Here is a 16,959-nt window from a genome sequence, read left to right on the forward strand (position 1 = left end):
AGGGCTTTCCTGTTCAGGAGGAGGGGGTTGCTTCGGTGCGGATACGGCGCAGGCGGTGCATGACGTCGTTCGCGCCGCGGCCGAAGTAGTCGTGCAGCAGCCGGTATTCGGCGTAGAGGCGGTCGTAGGCCGCGGCACGTTCCGGGTCCGGCTGGTAGACGCCCCGGTCGGCCCGGCCCATGGCGTCCGCGGCCGCCCGGATGTCGGCGTACGCCCCGGCGGCGACCGCCGCGTGCATCGCGGCTCCCAGGGCGGGGCCCTGGGTGGAGCCGATGACGCCGAGCGGGCGGCGGGTGACGTCGGCGTAGATCTGCATGAGCAGCGCGTTCTTCGTCAGGCCGCCCGCGATGATCAGCTCGGCGACCGGCACCCCGGCGGCCTCGAAGGCGTCGATGATCGTGCGGGTGCCGAAGGCGGTGGCCTCCAGCAGCGCGCGGTAGATGTCTTCCGGACGGGTGGACAGGGTCTGTCCGACGACGACCCCGCTGAGGTCGTGGTCGACCAGGACGGAGCGGTTGCCGCTGTGCCAGTCCAGCGCGACGAGCCCGTGCTCGCCGACCCGCTGCCCGGCCGCGAGGGCGGTGAGGTGCTCGTGCGGGTCACGGCCGAGGGCGGCCGCCTCCTCGGCGTACGCGGCGGGGAATCCCGTCCGCACGAACCAGCCGAAGATGTCACCGACCCCGCTCTGGCCCGCCTCGTAGCCCCACAGTCCGGGCAGGATGCCGCCGTCGACCACCCCGCACATGCCCGGCACCGCGCCGTGGCGGTCGGAGCTCATCACATGGCAGGTGGAGGTGCCCATGATGGCGACCATCCGGCCCGGCTCGACCGCTCCGGCGGCGGGGGCGGTGACATGGGCGTCGACATTGCCGACGCACACCGCGATGCCCTCCGGCAGCCCCGTCCAGGCCGCGGCCTCGGCGGTCAACCGACCCGCGCAGTCGCCGAGTTGGCCGATGGGGTGCTCCAGCTTCCCGGTCACGAAGTCGGCGAAGTCGGGGTTCAGGGCCGCCAGATACGCCCGGGACGGGTAACTGCCGTCCTGGAGCTGGCCCTTGTACCCGGCGGTGCAGGCGTTGCGGACGTACGTCCCGCACAGCCGCCACACGATCCAGTCCGCCGCCTCCACCCACCGCTCGGTACGGCGGTAGATCTCCGGGTCCTCCTCCAGCAGTTGGAGCGCCTTGGCGAACTCCCACTCCGAGGAGATCCGGCCGCCGTACCGCTCCAGCCACGCCTCCTTCCGCTCCGCGGCGAGCGCGTTGATCCGGTCCGCCTGGGCCTGGGCGGCGTGATGGCGCCACAGCTTGACGTAGGCGTGCGGGCGGTCCACGAGGCCCGGCAGCTCACACAATGGCGTGCCGTCCGCGAGCACCGGCAGCACCGTGCACGCCGTGAAGTCCGTCCCGACGCCGATGACTTGATCCGGTCGCACGCCCGCCGCCGTGAGGGCTTCGGGCACGGCGTGCCGCAGGACGTCGATGTAGTCCGACGGCACCTGAAGGGCCCAGTCGGGCGGCAGCGGGGTGCCGTCGGGCAGCTCCCGGTCCAGGACCGCGTGCCGGTACCCGTGCTCGGCCGTCCCCAGCTCTGCGCCGTCCCGGACCCGGACCACGACGGCCCGTCCGGACAGCGTCCCGAAGTCGACTCCGACGACGCACGGTTCGGGCGTCCCGACTGCCTCGTGCTCGGCGTTCACCGGCTGCTCCTCTCTCGCGTTCGACATTTCGATCCATGTTCGGCTCTCTGTGGACGCCGACTCGTCAAGGCGTCCGACACCGGACCGCTAACTCCGGCTTCTGCCGAAGTAGCGGGCCCGCGCCCGGTCGAGGAGGATGGCGACGCCGAGGACCGCGCCCTGGACGACCTGCTGGTCGTAGGGGCTGACCTTGAGCGCGAGCAGGCCGTTGGTGATGAACTCCAGCAGGATCGCGCCCGCCGCGATACCCGCGATCCGGCCCTCTCCCCCGGACAGCGACATCCCGCCGACCACCGCGGCGGCGATCGCGGTCAGCTCCCAGCCCGCGCCGACCGAGGGGTCGGCGACGTTCATACGGCCGATCACCAGGATGCCGACCAGGCCGGCCAGCGCCGAGCTGGCGATGTAGGTGGAGGTGATCCGGCGGGCGGTCGGGATGCCGGCCAGCCGGGCGGCCTCCTTGTTGCCGCCGACCGCGTAAATCTGGCGGCCCACGTAGGTGCGTTCGAGGACGAACCAGGCGATGACCGCGGCGCCGACGAAGAACAGTGCGGGGACCGGCACCTGGCCGATGTAGTACTGGCTGAGGTTGCTGAACAGCGGGTCGAGGTTGTTGATGGGCGAGCCGCTGGTGATCGCGAGGGCGGTGCCCTGGGCGACGGTGTAGGTGACCAGGGTGATCACGAAGGGCGGCACGTTCAGGCGGGTGACCATGGCGCCGTGCCACAGGCCGACCGCGCCGCAGATCACCAGCGTGATCACGATCGCGAGGGGCGCGGGCAGCCCCTCGTTGACATTCAGCCAGGCGGCCAGGATGCCGGCGAGGCCCGCCAGCGCGCCCACCGACAGGTCGATGCCGCCGGTGAGGATGACCAGGGACTCGCCGATCGCGAGGATGCCGACCTGGGAGAGGTCCCGGCCCATCACCTGGAGGTTGCCCACCGCGGTGTAGGTCTCCGCGTTGGCGGCGATCCCCGCGAACACCAGCACACAGGCGATGATCACGCCGGCCTCCGGGGAGGCGGCGAGCCTGCGGGCGAGGGTGGACGCGGCCGAACGGGGCGGCGGGGCGACCTCGTTCGGGGCGAGCGTGCTCTGCGCGCTCATGCTGTGGCTCCGTTCGTCACGTCGTGGTGGTGGTCGAGGGAGGCGGTGCCGGCCGCGGCCGTCATGATCCGTTCCTTGGTGGCGTCGGCCCGGTCGATGACCGTGGCGACCCGGCCGTGGTTCATCACGGCGATGCGGTGGCAGATCCACAGCAGTTCCTCCAGTTCGGAGGAGGCGACGACGACACCCATGCCTTCCTGGGCCGCCCGGTCGATCAGCTGGTAGATCTCCGCCTTCGCGCCCACGTCCACCCCGCGGGTCGGTTCGTCGAGCAGCAGGAGCCGCGGCCGGGCGGCGAACGCCCGGCCGAAGATGGCGCGTTGCTGGTTGCCGCCGGAGAGCGAGCCGATGGGCTGTTCCACCGACTGCATGCGCACGTTGACGTTCTCGGTGATCTTCCGTGCCTCGGCGCGCTCCCGTCCCGGTCCGAGCAGACCCCGGCGGCTGATCCGTCTGAGCACCGAGAGGACGACGTTCGACCGGATGGAGGCGAACAGGACCAGCGACTGTTCCTTGCGGTCCTCCGGGATGAGCGCGATCCCGGCCGCCACGCCGTCGCCCGCGCCGCGCGGCCGGTAGGACCCGCCGCCCAGCCGCATCCGGCCGCCCGTCGAGGGCTGCGCGCCGGCGATCGTGTGGACCAGACGGCTGCGCCCCGAGCCCATCAGCCCGGCGACGCCGAGGATCTCGCCCTCGCGCACCTCCAGGTCGACCGGGCCGAGCCCGTCCGCGGTCAGTTCCTCGGCCTGCAGCAGGACCGGGCTCGTGGCCGGTGGCGCCTTGGGGTCGCCCTGGGCGACCTCGCCGCCGACCATCTCCCGGATCAGCCGTTCCTCGGTGGCCTCGGCCGGTTCGAGGTCGGCCACCAGCCTGCCGTTGCGCAGGACCAGGACGCGGTCGCTGATCTCCCGCACCTCGTCGAGGCGGTGGCCGATGAACAGCACCGTGCCGCCGCCCTCGGCGAGCCGGCGGGCCAGGCCCAGCACCATCGCGGCCTCGACGGGGCCCAGCGAGGAGGTCGGCTCGTCCAGGATCAGCAGCTTGGGCTCGCGGCCCCAGGCCTTGGCGATCTCGATCATCTGCCGGGTCGGCACCGGAAGGGTGCGCACCTCCCGGCTCACCGGGATCGTCGCGGCGGACAGGCCGATCTCCGCCAACATGGCCTCCGCCTCGGCCCGTTGGGACGCGCCGTCCACCAGGAACCGCCGCTTCGACTGCCGCGGCCGGCGGCCCAGCAGGAGGTTCTCCGCCACCGAGAGCTGGCCGACGAGGGGGAACTCCTGGGAGACCATGGCGACTCCGAGCTGCCCGGCCGCCTCGGTGGATCCGGCGGCCAGCGGCTCGCCGCCGATCAGGATCTCGCCGGCGTCCCGGTGGACCGACCCGGCGAGCGTGCCCATCAGGGTGGACTTCCCGGCCCCGTTCTCGCCGACGACGCCGACCACCTGCCCGGCGTAGAGGTCGAGTTCGGGCAGGTCGAGGACGCGGACGGGACCGTAGGACTTGTGCACCCCCCGCAGCCGCGCGGTGACCGCGCGGCCGGGGGCGTTCGGTGTGCCCGTCATGCTCAGCCGATCCCGAGCTGCGACTGGAGCGACTGGTAGGCGCTCAGGTCGGACTTGGTGACCAGGCCCACGCCCGAGTTGAGCGTCGAACCGTCCTTCTCCAGATAGGGCTTGACGATCGCCATCGTGGCGGCCTTGCCCAGCACCTTCTCCGCGGCCAGGAGGTACGCCCCGGTGTAGCCCTGGGCGTACGGCATCTGCACGACCGTGCCGGAGATGACGCCGGACTGGATGAACTTCAGCGTCTGGGCGTCGGAGTCGTCGGAGACGATGTGCACCGAGGCCGTCTTGCCCGCCGAGGTCACCGCCTGGGCCAGCGCGGGGCCGTCGTAGGAGTAGACGCCGTAGAGGCCGTTGACGTCCGGGTTGTTGGCCAGGATGGTCTCGGCGTCCGAAGTCGCCGTGCTGGCCTGGAGGTTGTCGTTGACCTTCTGCGCGACCGTGATCTTCGTGCCCTTGAGCGCGGCCTCGAAGCCGGCGATCCGCTGCGTGGCGTTGGAGGCGGTGAGCGAGCCGACCAGGATGGCCACCTTGCCCTTGCCGTCCAGCACCTGCTTCATCGCGGTGCCGGCCTGGAAGCCCGCGGTGTAGTTCGGGGTGCCCAGGTAGAGCGAGGCGGCGTCGGTGCCGGGCAGCGGGGAGTCGATCGCGAGGACGTCGATGCCCTTCTGGACGTCGGTGTGGATGGTCCCGGCGGCCGAGGTCGGGTCGATCGCCGAGATCGAGTAGCCGGTGATGCCCTGCGAACGCAGGGTCTCCAGCTCGGAGTTCTGCTCCGTCAACTTGCCGTTGGGCGGCGCGAAGTAGGTGCACTTGCTCTTCGCGAGGCCGAGGTCGGAGCAGCCCTTGAGGAAGCCGACCTGGCCCGCCTTCCAGTAGTCGGCGGCCACGTTCACGACCATCGCGATGTCGACCTTGGAGAGGTCCTTGCCGGCCAGCGCCGACTTCAGGGCCGCGTCGAGCTTGGCGAGGTTCTTCTGGTTGAAGGTGACCGACCCGGCGAGCGCGACCGGTGCCGCACTGGAACCCGCCGAACTGGAGCCCGCGTCGGAGCCGGTGGAGTTCTTGGAGCAGCCGACGGCCGTGAGCGCGATGAGTACCGTGCCCGCGACGGCCACCGTGCGGGCTCGTTTCGTTCCGAACATGAGGGATCAGCGCCTTTCAGGCAGGGCGGACGGAGGCGTGCCCGACCGGTGTCGGGACGCACGGGTGTGCAAGTGGTGGACGGTGAAGGTGAGTTCGGGCTGTCGGTGCACAAAGGGCGTGCCGGGCTTGGCGCATGGCGAACCGTCAGCCGCTCGTCGGACCGCCGGTGGGGGCCGGGTCAGGCGGTGGCCGTGTCATCGACCGGAGGCGGACGCGAGGCGCCGACCGGCCGTGTTCGTCGTACGGAGAGGTCAGGCCCGGGGCCGGGCTGCCGAGGCCCGGACGACCAGGCTGGGCTGGATGGTGGCGTACGGCGTCTCGGCGGGCGCCGGGGTGGCCGTCGCCGGGTCGCCGATGATCCCGATCAGCGCGCGCAGGGCGCGCCGGCCGAGTTCGTCGAAGTCCTGGCGGACGGTCGTCAGCGGCGGACCGAAGTACTCCGCCTCGGGGATGTCGTCGAAGCCGATGACACTGATGTCCTCGGGCACCCGGTGCCCGGCCTGCTGAAGGGCCCGCAGCAGACCGAGCGCCATGTGGTCGTTGGCGCAGAACACGGCGGTGACGTCGGGGTCGGACGCGATCCGCCGGCCGTGCTCGAATCCGGTACGGGCCGTCCAGTCGCCGGCGACCAGCGGCTCGGGCACCGGCGCGCCCCGCTTCTCCAGGGCGCGCCGCCAGCCCGACTCGCGCTCCTGCGCGTCGAGCCAGGAGCGCGGCCCGACCAGGTGGTGCACGGTGCGGTGGCCGAGGTCCAGCAGGTAGGCGGTGGCCTGCTCGGCACCGGCCTCGTTGTCCACGGCGACCGAGGGCAGCGTGGTGTGCGTGCCGCAGCCGACCGCGACCAGGGCCACGTCCGGCGGTACGTTCGCCAGCGCGGCGACGGCCGTGTTCTGCGGGGCGACCACGATGATCCCCTCGACGCCCTGGTCCCGGAGCCGGTCCACGGCGTCCAGGACCGAACGCCGGTCCAGGGCGTCGAGGGCGGCCACCGTGACGAAGTACTCGTGCTGTCTGGCCGCCTGTTCGATGCCGTAGAGCATCGAGGCCGGGCCGTACAGCGTGGTGTTGAAGCTGATCACACCCAGGGTGCGGGTGCGCCGGGTCACCAGGTTGCGGGCCGCGGCGTTGGGGCGGTAGCCGAGCTCGCGGACGGCGGCGAGAACGCGGTCCCGGGTGGCGGGCTTCACGTTCGGGTGGTCGTTGAGGACCCGCGAGACGGTCTGGTGCGAGACACCCGCCCGTCGGGCCACATCCGCCATCACTGGCAGGCGATCCATGGTTCACCCCTTCCGATGGAGAAATTGTTAACGCACACATTTCGAGGGGACAAGGCAAGCCGTTCTCTACAGATCGCAAACAATTCCTTGACCGTCCCACCGTGTTGACCGGCCTGCCGCCGAGCCGTACAACAGTCAGGGCCGCGACGGCGGACGATCATCGTCGGCATGCCGACGCACAGTGTGAGCGCTCACATTTCCTCCCCCCGCTCGGAAGAGGTTCACAGTGATACGTAGACATCCGAGGGGGCTCCCACTCGCCGTGGGCGCCGTCCTCACCCTGCTCGCCGGCATCCTGGCCGCGGTGGTCGGCACGGCCGGCGCCGCCCAGGCCGCCTCGTCGCTGCCCTGCGACATCTACGCCGCCGCCGGGACCCCGTGCGCCGCGGCGCACAGCACCACCCGGGCGCTCTACGCCTCCTACAGCGGCGCGCTCTACCAGGTGAAACGCGCCTCGGACTCCGCCACCACCGACATCGGCACGCTCACCGCGGGCGGCTACGCCAACGCGGCGGCGCAGGACTCCTTCTGCTCCGGCACGACCTGCGTCATCACCAAGATCTACGACCAGAGCGCGAACCACAACGACCTGACCATCGAGGGGCCCGGCGGCAACGGCGGCCAGGACGTCGGCGCGATCGCGACCGCCCTGCCGGTCACGGCCGGCGGCCACCACGTCTACGGCGTCTGGGTCTCCGCGGGCGTCGGCTACCGCGACAACAGCACCACGGGCATCGCCACCGGCAGCCAGCCGGAGGGCACCTACATGGTGACCAGCGGCCACCACGTCAACAACCGCTGCTGCTTCGACTACGGCAACGCCGAGACCTCCGGCGACGACACCGGCAACGGCCACATGGACGCCCTCAACTTCGGTACGGAGTGCTGGTTCACCTGCACCGGGACCGGGCCGTGGGTCGAGGCGGACCTGGAGAACGGCCTGTTCTTCGGGGCCAACGGCGCCTACTCCGGCAACACCGGTATCTCCAGCGAGTACGTCACGGCCATGGAGAAGAACAACGGCACGACGACCTATGCCCTCAAGGGCGGCAACGCCCAGTCGGGATCGCTGAGTACGTTCTACGACGGGGCACTGCCGACCACCAGCGGATACGCCCCGATGCAGAAGGAGGGCGCCATCGTCCTCGGTACCGGCGGCGACAACAGCAACGGGTCGGACGGCTCCTTCTTCGAGGGCGTCATGACCTCGGGCTACCCGAGCGACGCCACCGACAACGCCGTACAGGCCAACGTCACTTCGGTCGGCTACACCACGCCCACCGCGACCTTCCCGGTCACCGGCACCGCGTACCACCTGACCAACGTCAACAGCGGAAAGGTCCTCGACGCGGTCAACTGCGGTACGGCGAACGGCACTTCGATCGACCAGTGGGCCTCGCTCGGCAACACCTGCCAGCAGTGGAAGTTCACCAGTGCGGGCAACGGCCACTACACCCTGACCAACGTCAACAGCGGGACCGTCCTCGACACCGTGAACTGCAAGGCGTACAACGGCGCCGCCATCGATCTGTGGGCCGCGCTGGGCAACGTCTGCCAGGAGTGGGACGTCACCCAGGTCGGCAGTCACTACACGATCACCAACGTCGGCAACGGAGAGGCGCTGGACGTGAAGAACTGCGGTACGACCAACGGGACCGTGGTCCGCGAGTGGGCGCAGCTCGACAACACCTGCCAGCAGTGGGACATCACGACCTGACCCTGTGTCACCCCACCGGCCTGCCGACCCCGTTGTCGGCAGGCCACCAGCAACTCGGCCTTCAGTACGGCATGTTGTACGGCGTGACCACCTGGATCGCCGACGGCGTCGTAGGACCGGCGGGCGGCAGCGCGCCGTGCGCCCGCATCACGATGTGGCAGGCCTCGCGCATGTCCTGCCTGAGGTCGTGGTGGAGCACGGCGGACAGCCGGTGCTCGCGCAACAGCCGGTCGTTGTCGTGGTCCAGGTCGTGCGCCACGAACACCGCGCACTCGCGGTCCAGGTCCGCGAAGGCCCGCAGTGTGGCGATATTGCCGCCGCCGATGGAGTAGACCGCGCGGATCTCCGGGTCCCGCTCCAGCGCGGCCCGGACGAGGTCGTACTGGGTGGCGTCCAGCCCCTGTCCCTCGGCGATCTCGACGACCGCGCGCTCGGGGTGCCGGGTGCGCATGGCGCCGCGGAAGCCCATCTCCCGCTCCTCCTCGTTGCGGAAGAACCCGCTGCTGAGGCTGGTCAGCACATTGCCGGGCCGGTCCCCCAGCCACTGCCCCATCAGGTACGCCGCCGTCGCGCCGGCGGCCCGGTTGTCGATGCCGACATAGGCGAGCCGGGCGGTGGAGGGCAGGTCGGTCACCAGGGTGACGACCGGGATGCCCGCCTCCGCGAGCCGGCCGACCGCGGCGGTGACCTCGGGGACGTCCGGCGCCTTGAGGATCACGCCCTGGGAGCCGCGCCTGGCGATCCGGTCCAGAGTGCGGGTCAGCTCCTCGACCGGTCCGGTCTCCCGGAAGTGGAAACGGGAGCGCACGACGGCGGGGTGCAGGGCGGGCAGCTCGGCCTCCAGGGCGGCGCGCACGGCCGTGGAGAAGCGTTCCGGCGTCTGCATCACGATGTCGATCATGAAGGTGCGGCCGACCAGCCGGACCTGGGTGCGCTGCCGGTCCAGGTCGGCGATCGCCTGCTGGACCTCGCGCGCTGTGCTCTCCCGGACCCCGCCGCGGCCGTTCAGGACCCGGTCGACGGTGGCCTCGCTGAGGCCCGCCTGACGTGCGATTTCCCGGATCGGGAACGGGTGTCCCACCTGACTGCTCCTTGAGGGGTTTTTGATGGCCGCCTGCTGGTTGTTCGACGCCTTTGTCATGACAAGAATGACAGCGCTGAGTCGCCCCTGTCACCGAGAGGACGCCGATGTCCTTCACCGCCGTACAACACCGTGCCTGGCTGTCCGCGCAGGACTGCGACCTCGACTCGTTCCGCGCCCTCGTCGAGCGGACGGCCGATCCCGCCGAGTACCCGCACGCGTCCGCCGTGGAGCGGAACGTCCTGCTGTACGACACCGAGCGGGTCCTCGCCGCGAAGGACCGCCGGGACGTCCAGGAGGAGCTGGTGCGGGCCCTGACCGACGGGCCCGGTGTGGTGGTCTTCCGGGGCGCGTTCCCCGACCACGCGGTGGTCGACCGGGCCACCCAGGTGTTCGACTCGCTGATCCGCGAGCAGTACGCGGCGGGTACGACGGCCGGTGACCACTTCGCCAAGCCCGGCGCCAACGAGCGGGTGTGGAACGCGCTGGAGAAGGCGGCCCTCTACGACCCCTCGGCCTTCGCCGACTACTACGCCAACCCGGTCCTCGCCCTGGTCTCCGAGGCCTGGCTCGGCCCCGGCTACCAGGTGACCTCGCAGGTCAACGTGGTCAACCCGGGCGGCCTCGCGCAGACCGTGCACCGCGACTACCACCTCGGCTTCCTCTCCGACGAGACCGCGGCCGCCTACCCGCGCCACGTGCACCGGCTCTCCCCCGTCCTCACCCTCCAGGGCGCGGTCGCGCACTGCGACATGCCGGAGGAGTCGGGCCCGACGCTGTACCTGCCCTTCTCGCAGGCGTACGTGCCCGGCTACCTCGCCTGGCGGCGGCCGGAGTTCCAGGCGTACTTCAAGGAGCACCACGTCCAGCTCCCGCTCGCCAAGGGCGACGCGGCCTTCTTCAACCCCGCGCTGTTCCACGCGGCCGGCACCAACCGCACCACCGACGTGCGGCGCACGGCCAACCTGCTCCAGGTGTCCTCCGCCTTCGGACGCGCCATGGAGACCGTGGACCGGGAGGCCGTGGCCAACGCGGTCTACCCGGTGCTGCTGCGGCGCAAGGCGGACGGCTTCTCCGAGGAGTGGCTGGAGAACGTGATCGCCGCGAGCGCCGAGGGCTACCCCTTCCCCACCAACCTCGACAGCGACCCGCCGGTCGACGGCCTCGCCCCGCCCTCCCAGGCGGACGTCGTACGCCAGGCCCTCGCCGAGGGGCTGCTCCCCAGGGTCCTGCGGGACCGGCTGCGGGCGGCCGCGGACCGGCGCACCAGCTGAGTCGGCGTGTGCCGAGTCGGCGTACCAGCGGAAAGGACTGCACATCCATGGGACTTCTCGACGACAAGGTCGTCCTCGTCAACGGCGGCAGCCAGGGCGTCGGCGCCGCCATCGCCCGGGCCGCCGTCCGCGAGGGCGCGGTCGTCGCCGTGACCGGCCGGCGCCCGGAACCGGGCGCGGCACTGGTGGCCGAGCTGGAGGCGGCCGGCGGCAAGGCGCTGTTCGTCCGCGCCGACCTGGCCGACGCCGAGCAGGCCGGATCCTCGGTGACCCGGGTCGTGGAGGCGTACGGCCGGATCGACTGCCTGGTGAACTCCGCCGGGCTCACCTCCCGGGGCACCCTCCTCGACACCACGCCCGAACTGTTCGACCAGCACATCGCGATCAACCTCAAGGCGCCGTTCTTCGCCATGCAGGCCGCCGTCGCGGACATGGTGGGCCGGGGGGCGCCCGGCACGATCGTCAACATCATCACCTCCTCGGCGCACGGCGGACAGCCCTTCCTCGCGCCGTACGTCTCCGCCAAGGCCGGTCTCATCGGCCTGACCCGCAACGCGGCGCACGCGCACCGCTTCGACCGGGTCCGGATCAACGGCCTCAACATCGGCTGGACCGCCACCGAGGGCGAGGACGCCACCCAGAAGGCCTTCCACGGTGCCGGGGACGACTGGCGCGAGGAGGCCGCCGCGCGGCTGCCGATGGGCAAGCTCGGCCAGCCCGACGAGATCGCCGACTTCGTGGTCTTCCTGCTGTCCGACCGGTCGGGCGTGGTCACGGGTTCCGTGATCGACTGGGACCAGAACGTACTGGGGGGTCTCGACTAAGGATTTGCCACGGTTTGTCGTTTGTCGGCTGCGGCGCCCCTGTGGCTGGTCGCGCAGTTCCCCGCGCCCCTTCGGGCGCACCCCGTCTCAAGGAGTCACCCCATGCGTATCGGAATCCTCGGCCTCGGCCGCATCGGCGCCTTCCACGCCGAGACCCTCTCCGGACTCGACGCGGTCGAGTCGCTCGTGCTCACCGACCCGTTCGCGGACGCCGCCAAGTCGGCCGCCGAGAAGTTCGGCGGCGAGGTCGTGGACTCGCCCGAGGCGCTGCTGGCGGCCGGTGTGGACGGCATCGTCGTCGCGGCGGCGACCGACGCCCACCCCGGGCTGATCCTGGCCGGTGTCGAGGCGGGCATCCCCGTCTTCTGCGAGAAGCCCGTCGCCAAGCACATGAGCGAGGGCGTCAAGGTCCTCAAGGCCATCGAGGGCAGCTCGGTGCCGATCCAGATCGGCTACAACCGCCGCTTCGACACCGGTTTCGTCAACGCGCGCGCCGCCGTGCAGAGCGGTGAGCTGGGCAAGCTGCACACCGTGCGCTCGACCACCCTGGACCCGGCGCCGCCGCCGGCCGCGTACGTGGCCGCCTCCGGGGGCATCTTCCGGGACTGCTCGGTGCACGACTTCGACATCATCCGCTGGGTGACCGGCCGCGAGGTCGTCGAGGTGTACGCCGTCGGCGGCAACCGGGGTGCCGACTACATCAAGGACGCGGGCGACGCCGACACCACCGGCGCGATCCTCACCCTGGACGACGGCACCATCGCGGTGGTCTCCAACTCCCGCCACAACGCGCGGGGTTACGACGTCCGCATGGAGATCCACGGCTTCGCCGACTCCATCGCCGTGGGCCTGGAGGACAAGCTGCCGCTGCGCTCCGTCGAGCCGGGCGTGACCTTCCCGGCGGGCACCCCGCACGACTTCTTCATGGACCGCTTCACCGCCGCCTACCGCGCCGAGCTGACCGCGTTCACCGAGGTCGTCGCGGGCACCCGGCCCTCGCCGTGCACGGTCGCGGACGCCCTGGAGGCGGGCTGGATCGCCGAGGCGTGCACACTGTCCCTGCACGAGCACCGCCCCGTCACGATCCAGGAGGTCCGGGAAGCATGACCGATCAGGGCCGGGAGCCGCTGCGCATCGGCGTACTCGGAGCCGCACGCATCACCGAGGCCGCGCTGATCGGCCCGGCCCGCTCGCTCGGCCACCGCGTGGTCGCGGTGGCCGCCCGCGACCGCTCGCGCGCCGAGGAGTTCGCCGCCGCGCACGGCGTGGAACGGGTGCTGGGCTCCTACGCGGAGCTGATCGCCGACCCCGAGGTGGAGGCCGTCTACAACCCGCTCGCCAACGGTCTGCACGGGCCGTGGAACCTCGCCGCCCTCGCCGCGGGCAAGCACGTCCTCACGGAGAAGCCGTCGGCGAGCAACGCCGAGGAGGCGGTCGAGGTCCGGGAGGCCGCGGCGAAGGCCGGGACGGTCTTCATGGAGGGCTTCCACTACCTCTTCCACCCGGTCACCAGGCGGCTGCACGAGATCCTGGAGAGCGGCGAGATCGGCGAGCTGCGGCACGTCGAGACGCTGGTCGCGATCCAGGCGCCCGCCGACACCGACCCGCGCTGGTCGCTGCCGCTCGCGGGCGGCGCCGTGATGGACCTCGGCTGCTACAGCCTGCACGCTGTGCGCATGCTGGCGCCCTGGGCGGGCGGCGCGCCCCGGCTGGTCTCCGCCCGGGGCGGGGAGCGCGCGGCCGCCCCGGGGGTCGACGAGTGGCTGGACGCCGACCTCGCCTTCCCCAGCGGTGCGACCGGGTCCGCGCGCTGCCACATGGCGTACGACCGGCTGGAGATGAGCTGCCGGATCACCGGCTCCCGCGGCGAGGCGTACGCACCGAACTTCGTCCTCCCGCACCGGGACGACCGGGTGGTGGTGCGGACTCCGGACGGCGAGCGCGAGGAGCGCCTCGGCACCCGCTCGTCATACACCTACCAGCTGGAGGCGTTCGCGGACCGGATCCGCGGGGGCGCGCCGCTACCACTGGACGGGGACGACGCGCTGACGACGATGACACTGATCGACGCGTGCTACCGAGCGGCCGGGTTCGAACCGCGGCCGCGGTCGGTCCGCTAGGCGTTTGTTACGCCTGCTACGGCTGCTACGGTGCGGCCCCGCCGACCATGTCGAGGTCGGCGAGTTCGCGCCGTAGGGTCGACTCCCTTTCAGAATCGCCGAGTTCGCCGAATATCCCGGCGAGACAGTCCAGGGCTTCCGGCAGCCCGCTGCCCGTCGGGAGCTTGCGGGCGTCGCCGACCGCCTCCTCGGCGCAGGCGCGCGCCTCGACCGGGTCGCCGGTGGCGCGGTGGCAGTGGGCGAGGTCCACCAACAGCCGTACCCTGAGCGGCAGTACGATCCCGGGCACGGACCAGGCTATGGGCCCGCGCAGCGCCTCCCTGGCCTCGGAGCCCAGGCCCAGCGCGTCCTCGTACCGCTCCAACACCCTGAGTCCGCCGACCAGTTCGGCCAGTACCCGCGGGCGGACCAGCTCGACGTGCGCCAACTCCCGCAGGGACATGGCGGCCAGGAGCGCGGCGCACTCCTCGTACACGGCGACGGACTCCTGCGTACGGCCGCCCACGCCGAGCACCAGCCCGTAAGTACGCAGCGCTGCCGGGAGGTTGCCGAGCGCGCGCTCCCGGCGTTCGGGGGCGGGGCTTTGCCGGTACAGCTCCACGCACTCCCCGGCCGCGATGATCGCTTCGTCGATCCGCCCCGCGCCCGCCAGCGCCTGCGCCCGCAGATGCACGGTGAACGCGGTCAGCGCGGAGGACGGTCGCGCGTCCGGTACGGCGAGGGAGGCGTCGGCCGCCTCACCGGCCTCGGCGTAGCGCTCGGACAGCAGGAGGGCGTAGGAGCGCAGGGCGAGGGCGCGGCTCAGACCGTCGGCGTCCTTGTCGGACCCCGTGCTGTACACGGCCACCGCCTCCTCCGCCCATGCCAGGCGGCGGGCGGCCGTGGGAGGCCGTAACGCCACCCACGAGGGTGTGACACAGTGCAGCAGGCTGGCACCGAGCAGCGCTCCGCCCCGCTCCGGTACCAGCCGGGCCGCCGCGCGCGGCAACGGCAGCAGCAGTCGTACGAGCCCCATACGCACCCCCTAGCCGGCCCCCGTCGGCGGGCCGGAACCGCGCCATGGTGGCACAAGGGGGCCCGCCGCTCGGGCGGTTCGCGGGGTACGTAGCGAGCACGGGGGAACTTCGGGCGGAAGCCGGGACAGACGGCCGTCGGGCCACTCGGGGAGGTCACTCGGGCAACTCAGGTCGCTCCACGGTCACTTGCGAAGCTCAGGTCAGTCGTAAAGTGCCGGCCGCTCCACCAGCTCCACCGTCACCCGCCCGCCGTCCTCCAACGACCGCACCCCCGCCTCGCACACCGCGGCCGCCGCGTACCCGTCCCACACGCTCGGCCCGGTCACCTCGCCCCGGCGGGTCGCGTCGACCCAGGACTGGATCTCGCGGTCGTAGGCGTCGGCGAAGCGGTCGACGAAGTCCTGGGAGATGGTGCCTCCCCAACGGCCGGCCATGTTCGTGACCATGGCGTGCCCGTCGCCGATGCGCGCGGTGCCGCGTTCGCAGACCGCCTCCGCCTGGACCTGGTACCCGAAGCCGCAGTTGACGAAGATCTCCACATCCGAGAGCGCGCCGCCGTCGGTCTCGAAGACGACGAACTGCGGGTCCTGGAGGTCTTCGGGGGCGTTCGCCGAGGGCCGCGGGCGCAGCACGGTGACCGCGGTGATCTCCTGCCCCAGCAGCCAGCGGGTCACGTCGGCCTCGTGGGCCACGGAGTCGCTGATCAGCATGGAGCTGGTGAAGAAGGGCGGGCTCGCGACGTTGCGGTGCCGGTTGTGCAGCATGAGCGGCCGCCCCAACTGGCCGGTCCCCAGCAGGGACTTGAGCTTCGCGTACTCGGCGTCGTAGCGCCGCATGAAGCCGACCTGCACCCGCCGCCGCCCGAGCCGCACCTCCGCCTCCAACACCCGCAGCGCGGAGGCCGCGTCCGGGGTGAGCGGCTTCTCGCAGAGCACCGGAAGGCCGTGCTCGAAGGCCTGGAGCAGGGCCGCCTCGTGGGCGGGCCCCGGGGAGGCGATCAGTACGGCGTCGACGTCGGCCGACCCCATCGCGGAGGCAGGATCGGTGTACGCGGTGCAGCCGTCGACGCGGGCGGCGATCTGCTTCGCGCGTTCCGCGTCGACGTCGACGACGGCGCTCACCCGGGCGCCGCTGACGGTCTCGTGGATTCGGCGGACATGGTCGGCACCCATCTTGCCGGTGCCGACGACGGCGATGCCCAGGGTGCCTCGCCCGGTCATGGTCATCCTCTCAAGCGCCGCAGGACCTCAGGAAGTTGCGGGTGCGCACCGCGATCGGCAGGGGCCGGTCCGGCTCGCAGGGGTACATGTCCTGCTCGACGATGGCGAACAGCTCCACGCCGAGCCGCTGTGCGGCCACCAGCACCGGCTCCAACTCCGGTACGCCGGACGGTGGTTCGCACATCACCCCGCGCTGGACGGCCGGTCCGAAGGGGACCTCGTTCGCGACGACGTCCGCGAGGACCGCCGGGTCGACCTGCTTGAGGTGGAGATAGCCGATGCGCTCGCCGTAGGTCTCGATGAGCTTGACGCTGTCCCCGCCGCAGTAGGCGTAATGCCCGGTGTCCAGGCAGAGGTTGACGAGTTCGGAGTCCGTCGAGTCGAGGAACCGCTCGACGTGGTCCTCGGTGTCGATATGGGTGTCGGCGTGCGGATGGACGACGATGTCGAGCCCGTACGCCTCCTTGACCTCGTGCCCGAGGCGCTCCATGCCCTTGGTGAGGTGGGCCCACTGCTCGTGGCTCAGCTCCGGGGGCTCCAGGATCTCGGCGGTCTTGTCGTCCCGCCAGAAGGAGGGGATGACCACCAGGTGCCGCGCGCCCATGGCCTGGGTGAGCGCGGCGACCTGGCTGACGTGCTCCCAGGTGGACTCCCAGACGGCGGGGCCGCGGTGCAGGCCGGTGAAGACCGTGCCCGCGGACACCCTGAGATCGCGCCGGGCGATCTCGTCGGTGAGCCGGGCCGGGTCGGTCGGCAGATAGCCGTACGGACCCAGCTCGATCCACGCGTAACCGGCCTCGGCGACCTCGTCCAGGAAGCGTTCCCACGGAACCTGCGCCGGGTCGTCGGGGAACCAGACGCCCCAGGAGTCGGGCGCCGATCCGACCCGGATGCGGTCCAGGGCGGCGGCCAT

At 71.6% G+C, this 16,959-nt stretch carries 14 protein-coding genes; 5 read left to right on the forward strand and 9 right to left on the reverse strand.

The window, feature by feature from the left end:
- Positions 1 to 13: 13 nt before the first annotated feature.
- The 5 genes from araB to ABZ896_RS07560 form a co-directional block, all read right to left on the reverse strand.
- Entirely contained in the window at positions 14 to 1,726 is a 1,713-nt protein-coding gene (gene araB / locus ABZ896_RS07540) for a ribulokinase (protein WP_360923415.1), read from the reverse strand.
- A 60-nt stretch (positions 1,727 to 1,786) separates the two neighbouring features.
- Complete coding sequence (locus tag ABZ896_RS07545; RefSeq protein ID WP_360923418.1) at positions 1,787 to 2,806, reverse strand: ABC transporter permease; 1,020 nt, start codon at positions 2,804 to 2,806, stop codon at positions 1,787 to 1,789.
- Positions 2,803 to 4,371, reverse strand: coding sequence for a sugar ABC transporter ATP-binding protein (locus ABZ896_RS07550; RefSeq protein ID WP_360923421.1), 1,569 nt, complete (start codon positions 4,369 to 4,371; stop codon positions 2,803 to 2,805). Before ABZ896_RS07550 ends, ABZ896_RS07545 begins: the two co-directional genes overlap by 4 nt.
- 2 nt (positions 4,372 to 4,373) lie before the next feature.
- Complete coding sequence (locus ABZ896_RS07555) at positions 4,374 to 5,516, reverse strand: substrate-binding domain-containing protein (RefSeq protein WP_360923424.1); 1,143 nt, start codon at positions 5,514 to 5,516, stop codon at positions 4,374 to 4,376.
- A gap of 252 nt (positions 5,517 to 5,768) precedes the next feature.
- Positions 5,769 to 6,794 (reverse strand): LacI family DNA-binding transcriptional regulator, encoded by a 1,026-nt coding sequence (locus ABZ896_RS07560; protein ID WP_360923427.1) that lies wholly within the window; start codon positions 6,792 to 6,794, stop codon positions 5,769 to 5,771.
- A gap of 262 nt (positions 6,795 to 7,056) precedes the next feature.
- On the opposite strand from ABZ896_RS07560, the gene ABZ896_RS07565 reads away from it, so the two are divergent.
- Positions 7,057 to 8,511 carry an arabinofuranosidase catalytic domain-containing protein gene (locus tag ABZ896_RS07565; protein ID WP_360923430.1) on the forward strand — a complete coding sequence of 485 codons (1,455 nt, stop codon included), beginning with the start codon at positions 7,057 to 7,059 and terminating at the stop codon, positions 8,509 to 8,511.
- A gap of 61 nt (positions 8,512 to 8,572) precedes the next feature.
- Here the strand turns inward: ABZ896_RS07565 and ABZ896_RS07570 are convergent, their stop codons facing one another.
- Positions 8,573 to 9,592 (reverse strand): LacI family DNA-binding transcriptional regulator, encoded by a 1,020-nt coding sequence (locus tag ABZ896_RS07570; RefSeq protein WP_360923433.1) that lies wholly within the window; start codon positions 9,590 to 9,592, stop codon positions 8,573 to 8,575.
- A gap of 107 nt (positions 9,593 to 9,699) precedes the next feature.
- Between ABZ896_RS07570 and ABZ896_RS07575 the strand changes: the two genes are divergently transcribed.
- The 4 genes from ABZ896_RS07575 to ABZ896_RS07590 all read left to right on the forward strand — a co-directional run bounded on the left by ABZ896_RS07575 (position 9,700) and on the right by ABZ896_RS07590 (position 13,810).
- A complete protein-coding gene (locus tag ABZ896_RS07575; RefSeq protein ID WP_360923436.1) occupies positions 9,700 to 10,866 on the forward strand; it encodes a phytanoyl-CoA dioxygenase family protein in 1,167 nt (388 codons plus the stop codon).
- Between the two features lie 47 nt (positions 10,867 to 10,913).
- Entirely contained in the window at positions 10,914 to 11,690 is a 777-nt protein-coding gene (locus ABZ896_RS07580; protein ID WP_360923439.1) for an SDR family oxidoreductase, read from the forward strand.
- A gap of 102 nt (positions 11,691 to 11,792) precedes the next feature.
- On the forward strand, positions 11,793 to 12,797 hold the full coding sequence (locus tag ABZ896_RS07585) for a Gfo/Idh/MocA family oxidoreductase (RefSeq protein WP_360923442.1): 1,005 nt from the start codon (positions 11,793 to 11,795) through the stop codon (positions 12,795 to 12,797).
- Positions 12,794 to 13,810: a Gfo/Idh/MocA family oxidoreductase gene (locus tag ABZ896_RS07590; protein ID WP_360923445.1), complete on the forward strand. Its 1,017-nt coding sequence runs from the start codon at positions 12,794 to 12,796 to the stop codon at positions 13,808 to 13,810. Before ABZ896_RS07585 ends, ABZ896_RS07590 begins: the two co-directional genes overlap by 4 nt.
- 25 nt (positions 13,811 to 13,835) lie before the next feature.
- On the opposite strand, the gene ABZ896_RS07595 is transcribed toward ABZ896_RS07590, so the two are convergent.
- From ABZ896_RS07595 to ABZ896_RS07605, 3 genes are all read right to left on the reverse strand, one after another.
- Entirely contained in the window at positions 13,836 to 14,825 is a 990-nt protein-coding gene (locus ABZ896_RS07595) for a hypothetical protein (RefSeq protein WP_360923448.1), read from the reverse strand.
- Positions 14,826 to 15,026: 201 nt separating this feature from the next.
- Complete coding sequence (locus tag ABZ896_RS07600) at positions 15,027 to 16,046, reverse strand: Gfo/Idh/MocA family oxidoreductase (RefSeq protein WP_360923451.1); 1,020 nt, start codon at positions 16,044 to 16,046, stop codon at positions 15,027 to 15,029.
- 10 nt (positions 16,047 to 16,056) lie between these two features.
- The gene (locus ABZ896_RS07605; RefSeq protein WP_360923454.1) at positions 16,057 to 16,959 is read right to left on the reverse strand and encodes a sugar phosphate isomerase/epimerase; all 903 of its coding nucleotides are present in this window, start codon (positions 16,957 to 16,959) and stop codon (positions 16,057 to 16,059) included.

The sequence above is a fragment of the Streptomyces sp. NPDC047072 genome (genome assembly GCF_040643855.1).
In the GTDB taxonomy this organism is placed as follows: Bacteria; Actinomycetota; Actinomycetes; order Streptomycetales; family Streptomycetaceae; genus Streptomyces.

Bases quoted from the DNA above. Each gene is read 5' to 3' on its own strand.
- araB (WP_360923415.1), bottom strand. From the start codon at position 1,726: ATGTCGAACGCGAGAGAGGAGCAGCCGGTGAACGCCGAGCACGAGGCA.
- ABZ896_RS07545 (WP_360923418.1), bottom strand. From the start codon at position 2,806: ATGAGCGCGCAGAGCACGCTCGCCCCGAACGAGGTCGCCCCGCCGCCC.
- ABZ896_RS07550 (WP_360923421.1), bottom strand. From the start codon at position 4,371: ATGACGGGCACACCGAACGCCCCCGGCCGCGCGGTCACCGCGCGGCTG.
- ABZ896_RS07555 (WP_360923424.1), bottom strand. From the start codon at position 5,516: ATGTTCGGAACGAAACGAGCCCGCACGGTGGCCGTCGCGGGCACGGTA.
- ABZ896_RS07560 (WP_360923427.1), bottom strand. From the start codon at position 6,794: ATGGATCGCCTGCCAGTGATGGCGGATGTGGCCCGACGGGCGGGTGTC.
- ABZ896_RS07575 (WP_360923436.1), top strand. From the start codon at position 9,700: ATGTCCTTCACCGCCGTACAACACCGTGCCTGGCTGTCCGCGCAGGAC.
- ABZ896_RS07580 (WP_360923439.1), top strand. From the start codon at position 10,914: ATGGGACTTCTCGACGACAAGGTCGTCCTCGTCAACGGCGGCAGCCAG.
- ABZ896_RS07585 (WP_360923442.1), top strand. From the start codon at position 11,793: ATGCGTATCGGAATCCTCGGCCTCGGCCGCATCGGCGCCTTCCACGCC.
- ABZ896_RS07590 (WP_360923445.1), top strand. From the start codon at position 12,794: ATGACCGATCAGGGCCGGGAGCCGCTGCGCATCGGCGTACTCGGAGCC.
- ABZ896_RS07595 (WP_360923448.1), bottom strand. From the start codon at position 14,825: ATGGGGCTCGTACGACTGCTGCTGCCGTTGCCGCGCGCGGCGGCCCGG.
- ABZ896_RS07600 (WP_360923451.1), bottom strand. From the start codon at position 16,046: ATGACCGGGCGAGGCACCCTGGGCATCGCCGTCGTCGGCACCGGCAAG.
- ABZ896_RS07605 (WP_360923454.1), bottom strand. From the start codon at position 16,959: ATGGCCGCCGCCCTGGACCGCATCCGGGTCGGATCGGCGCCCGACTCC.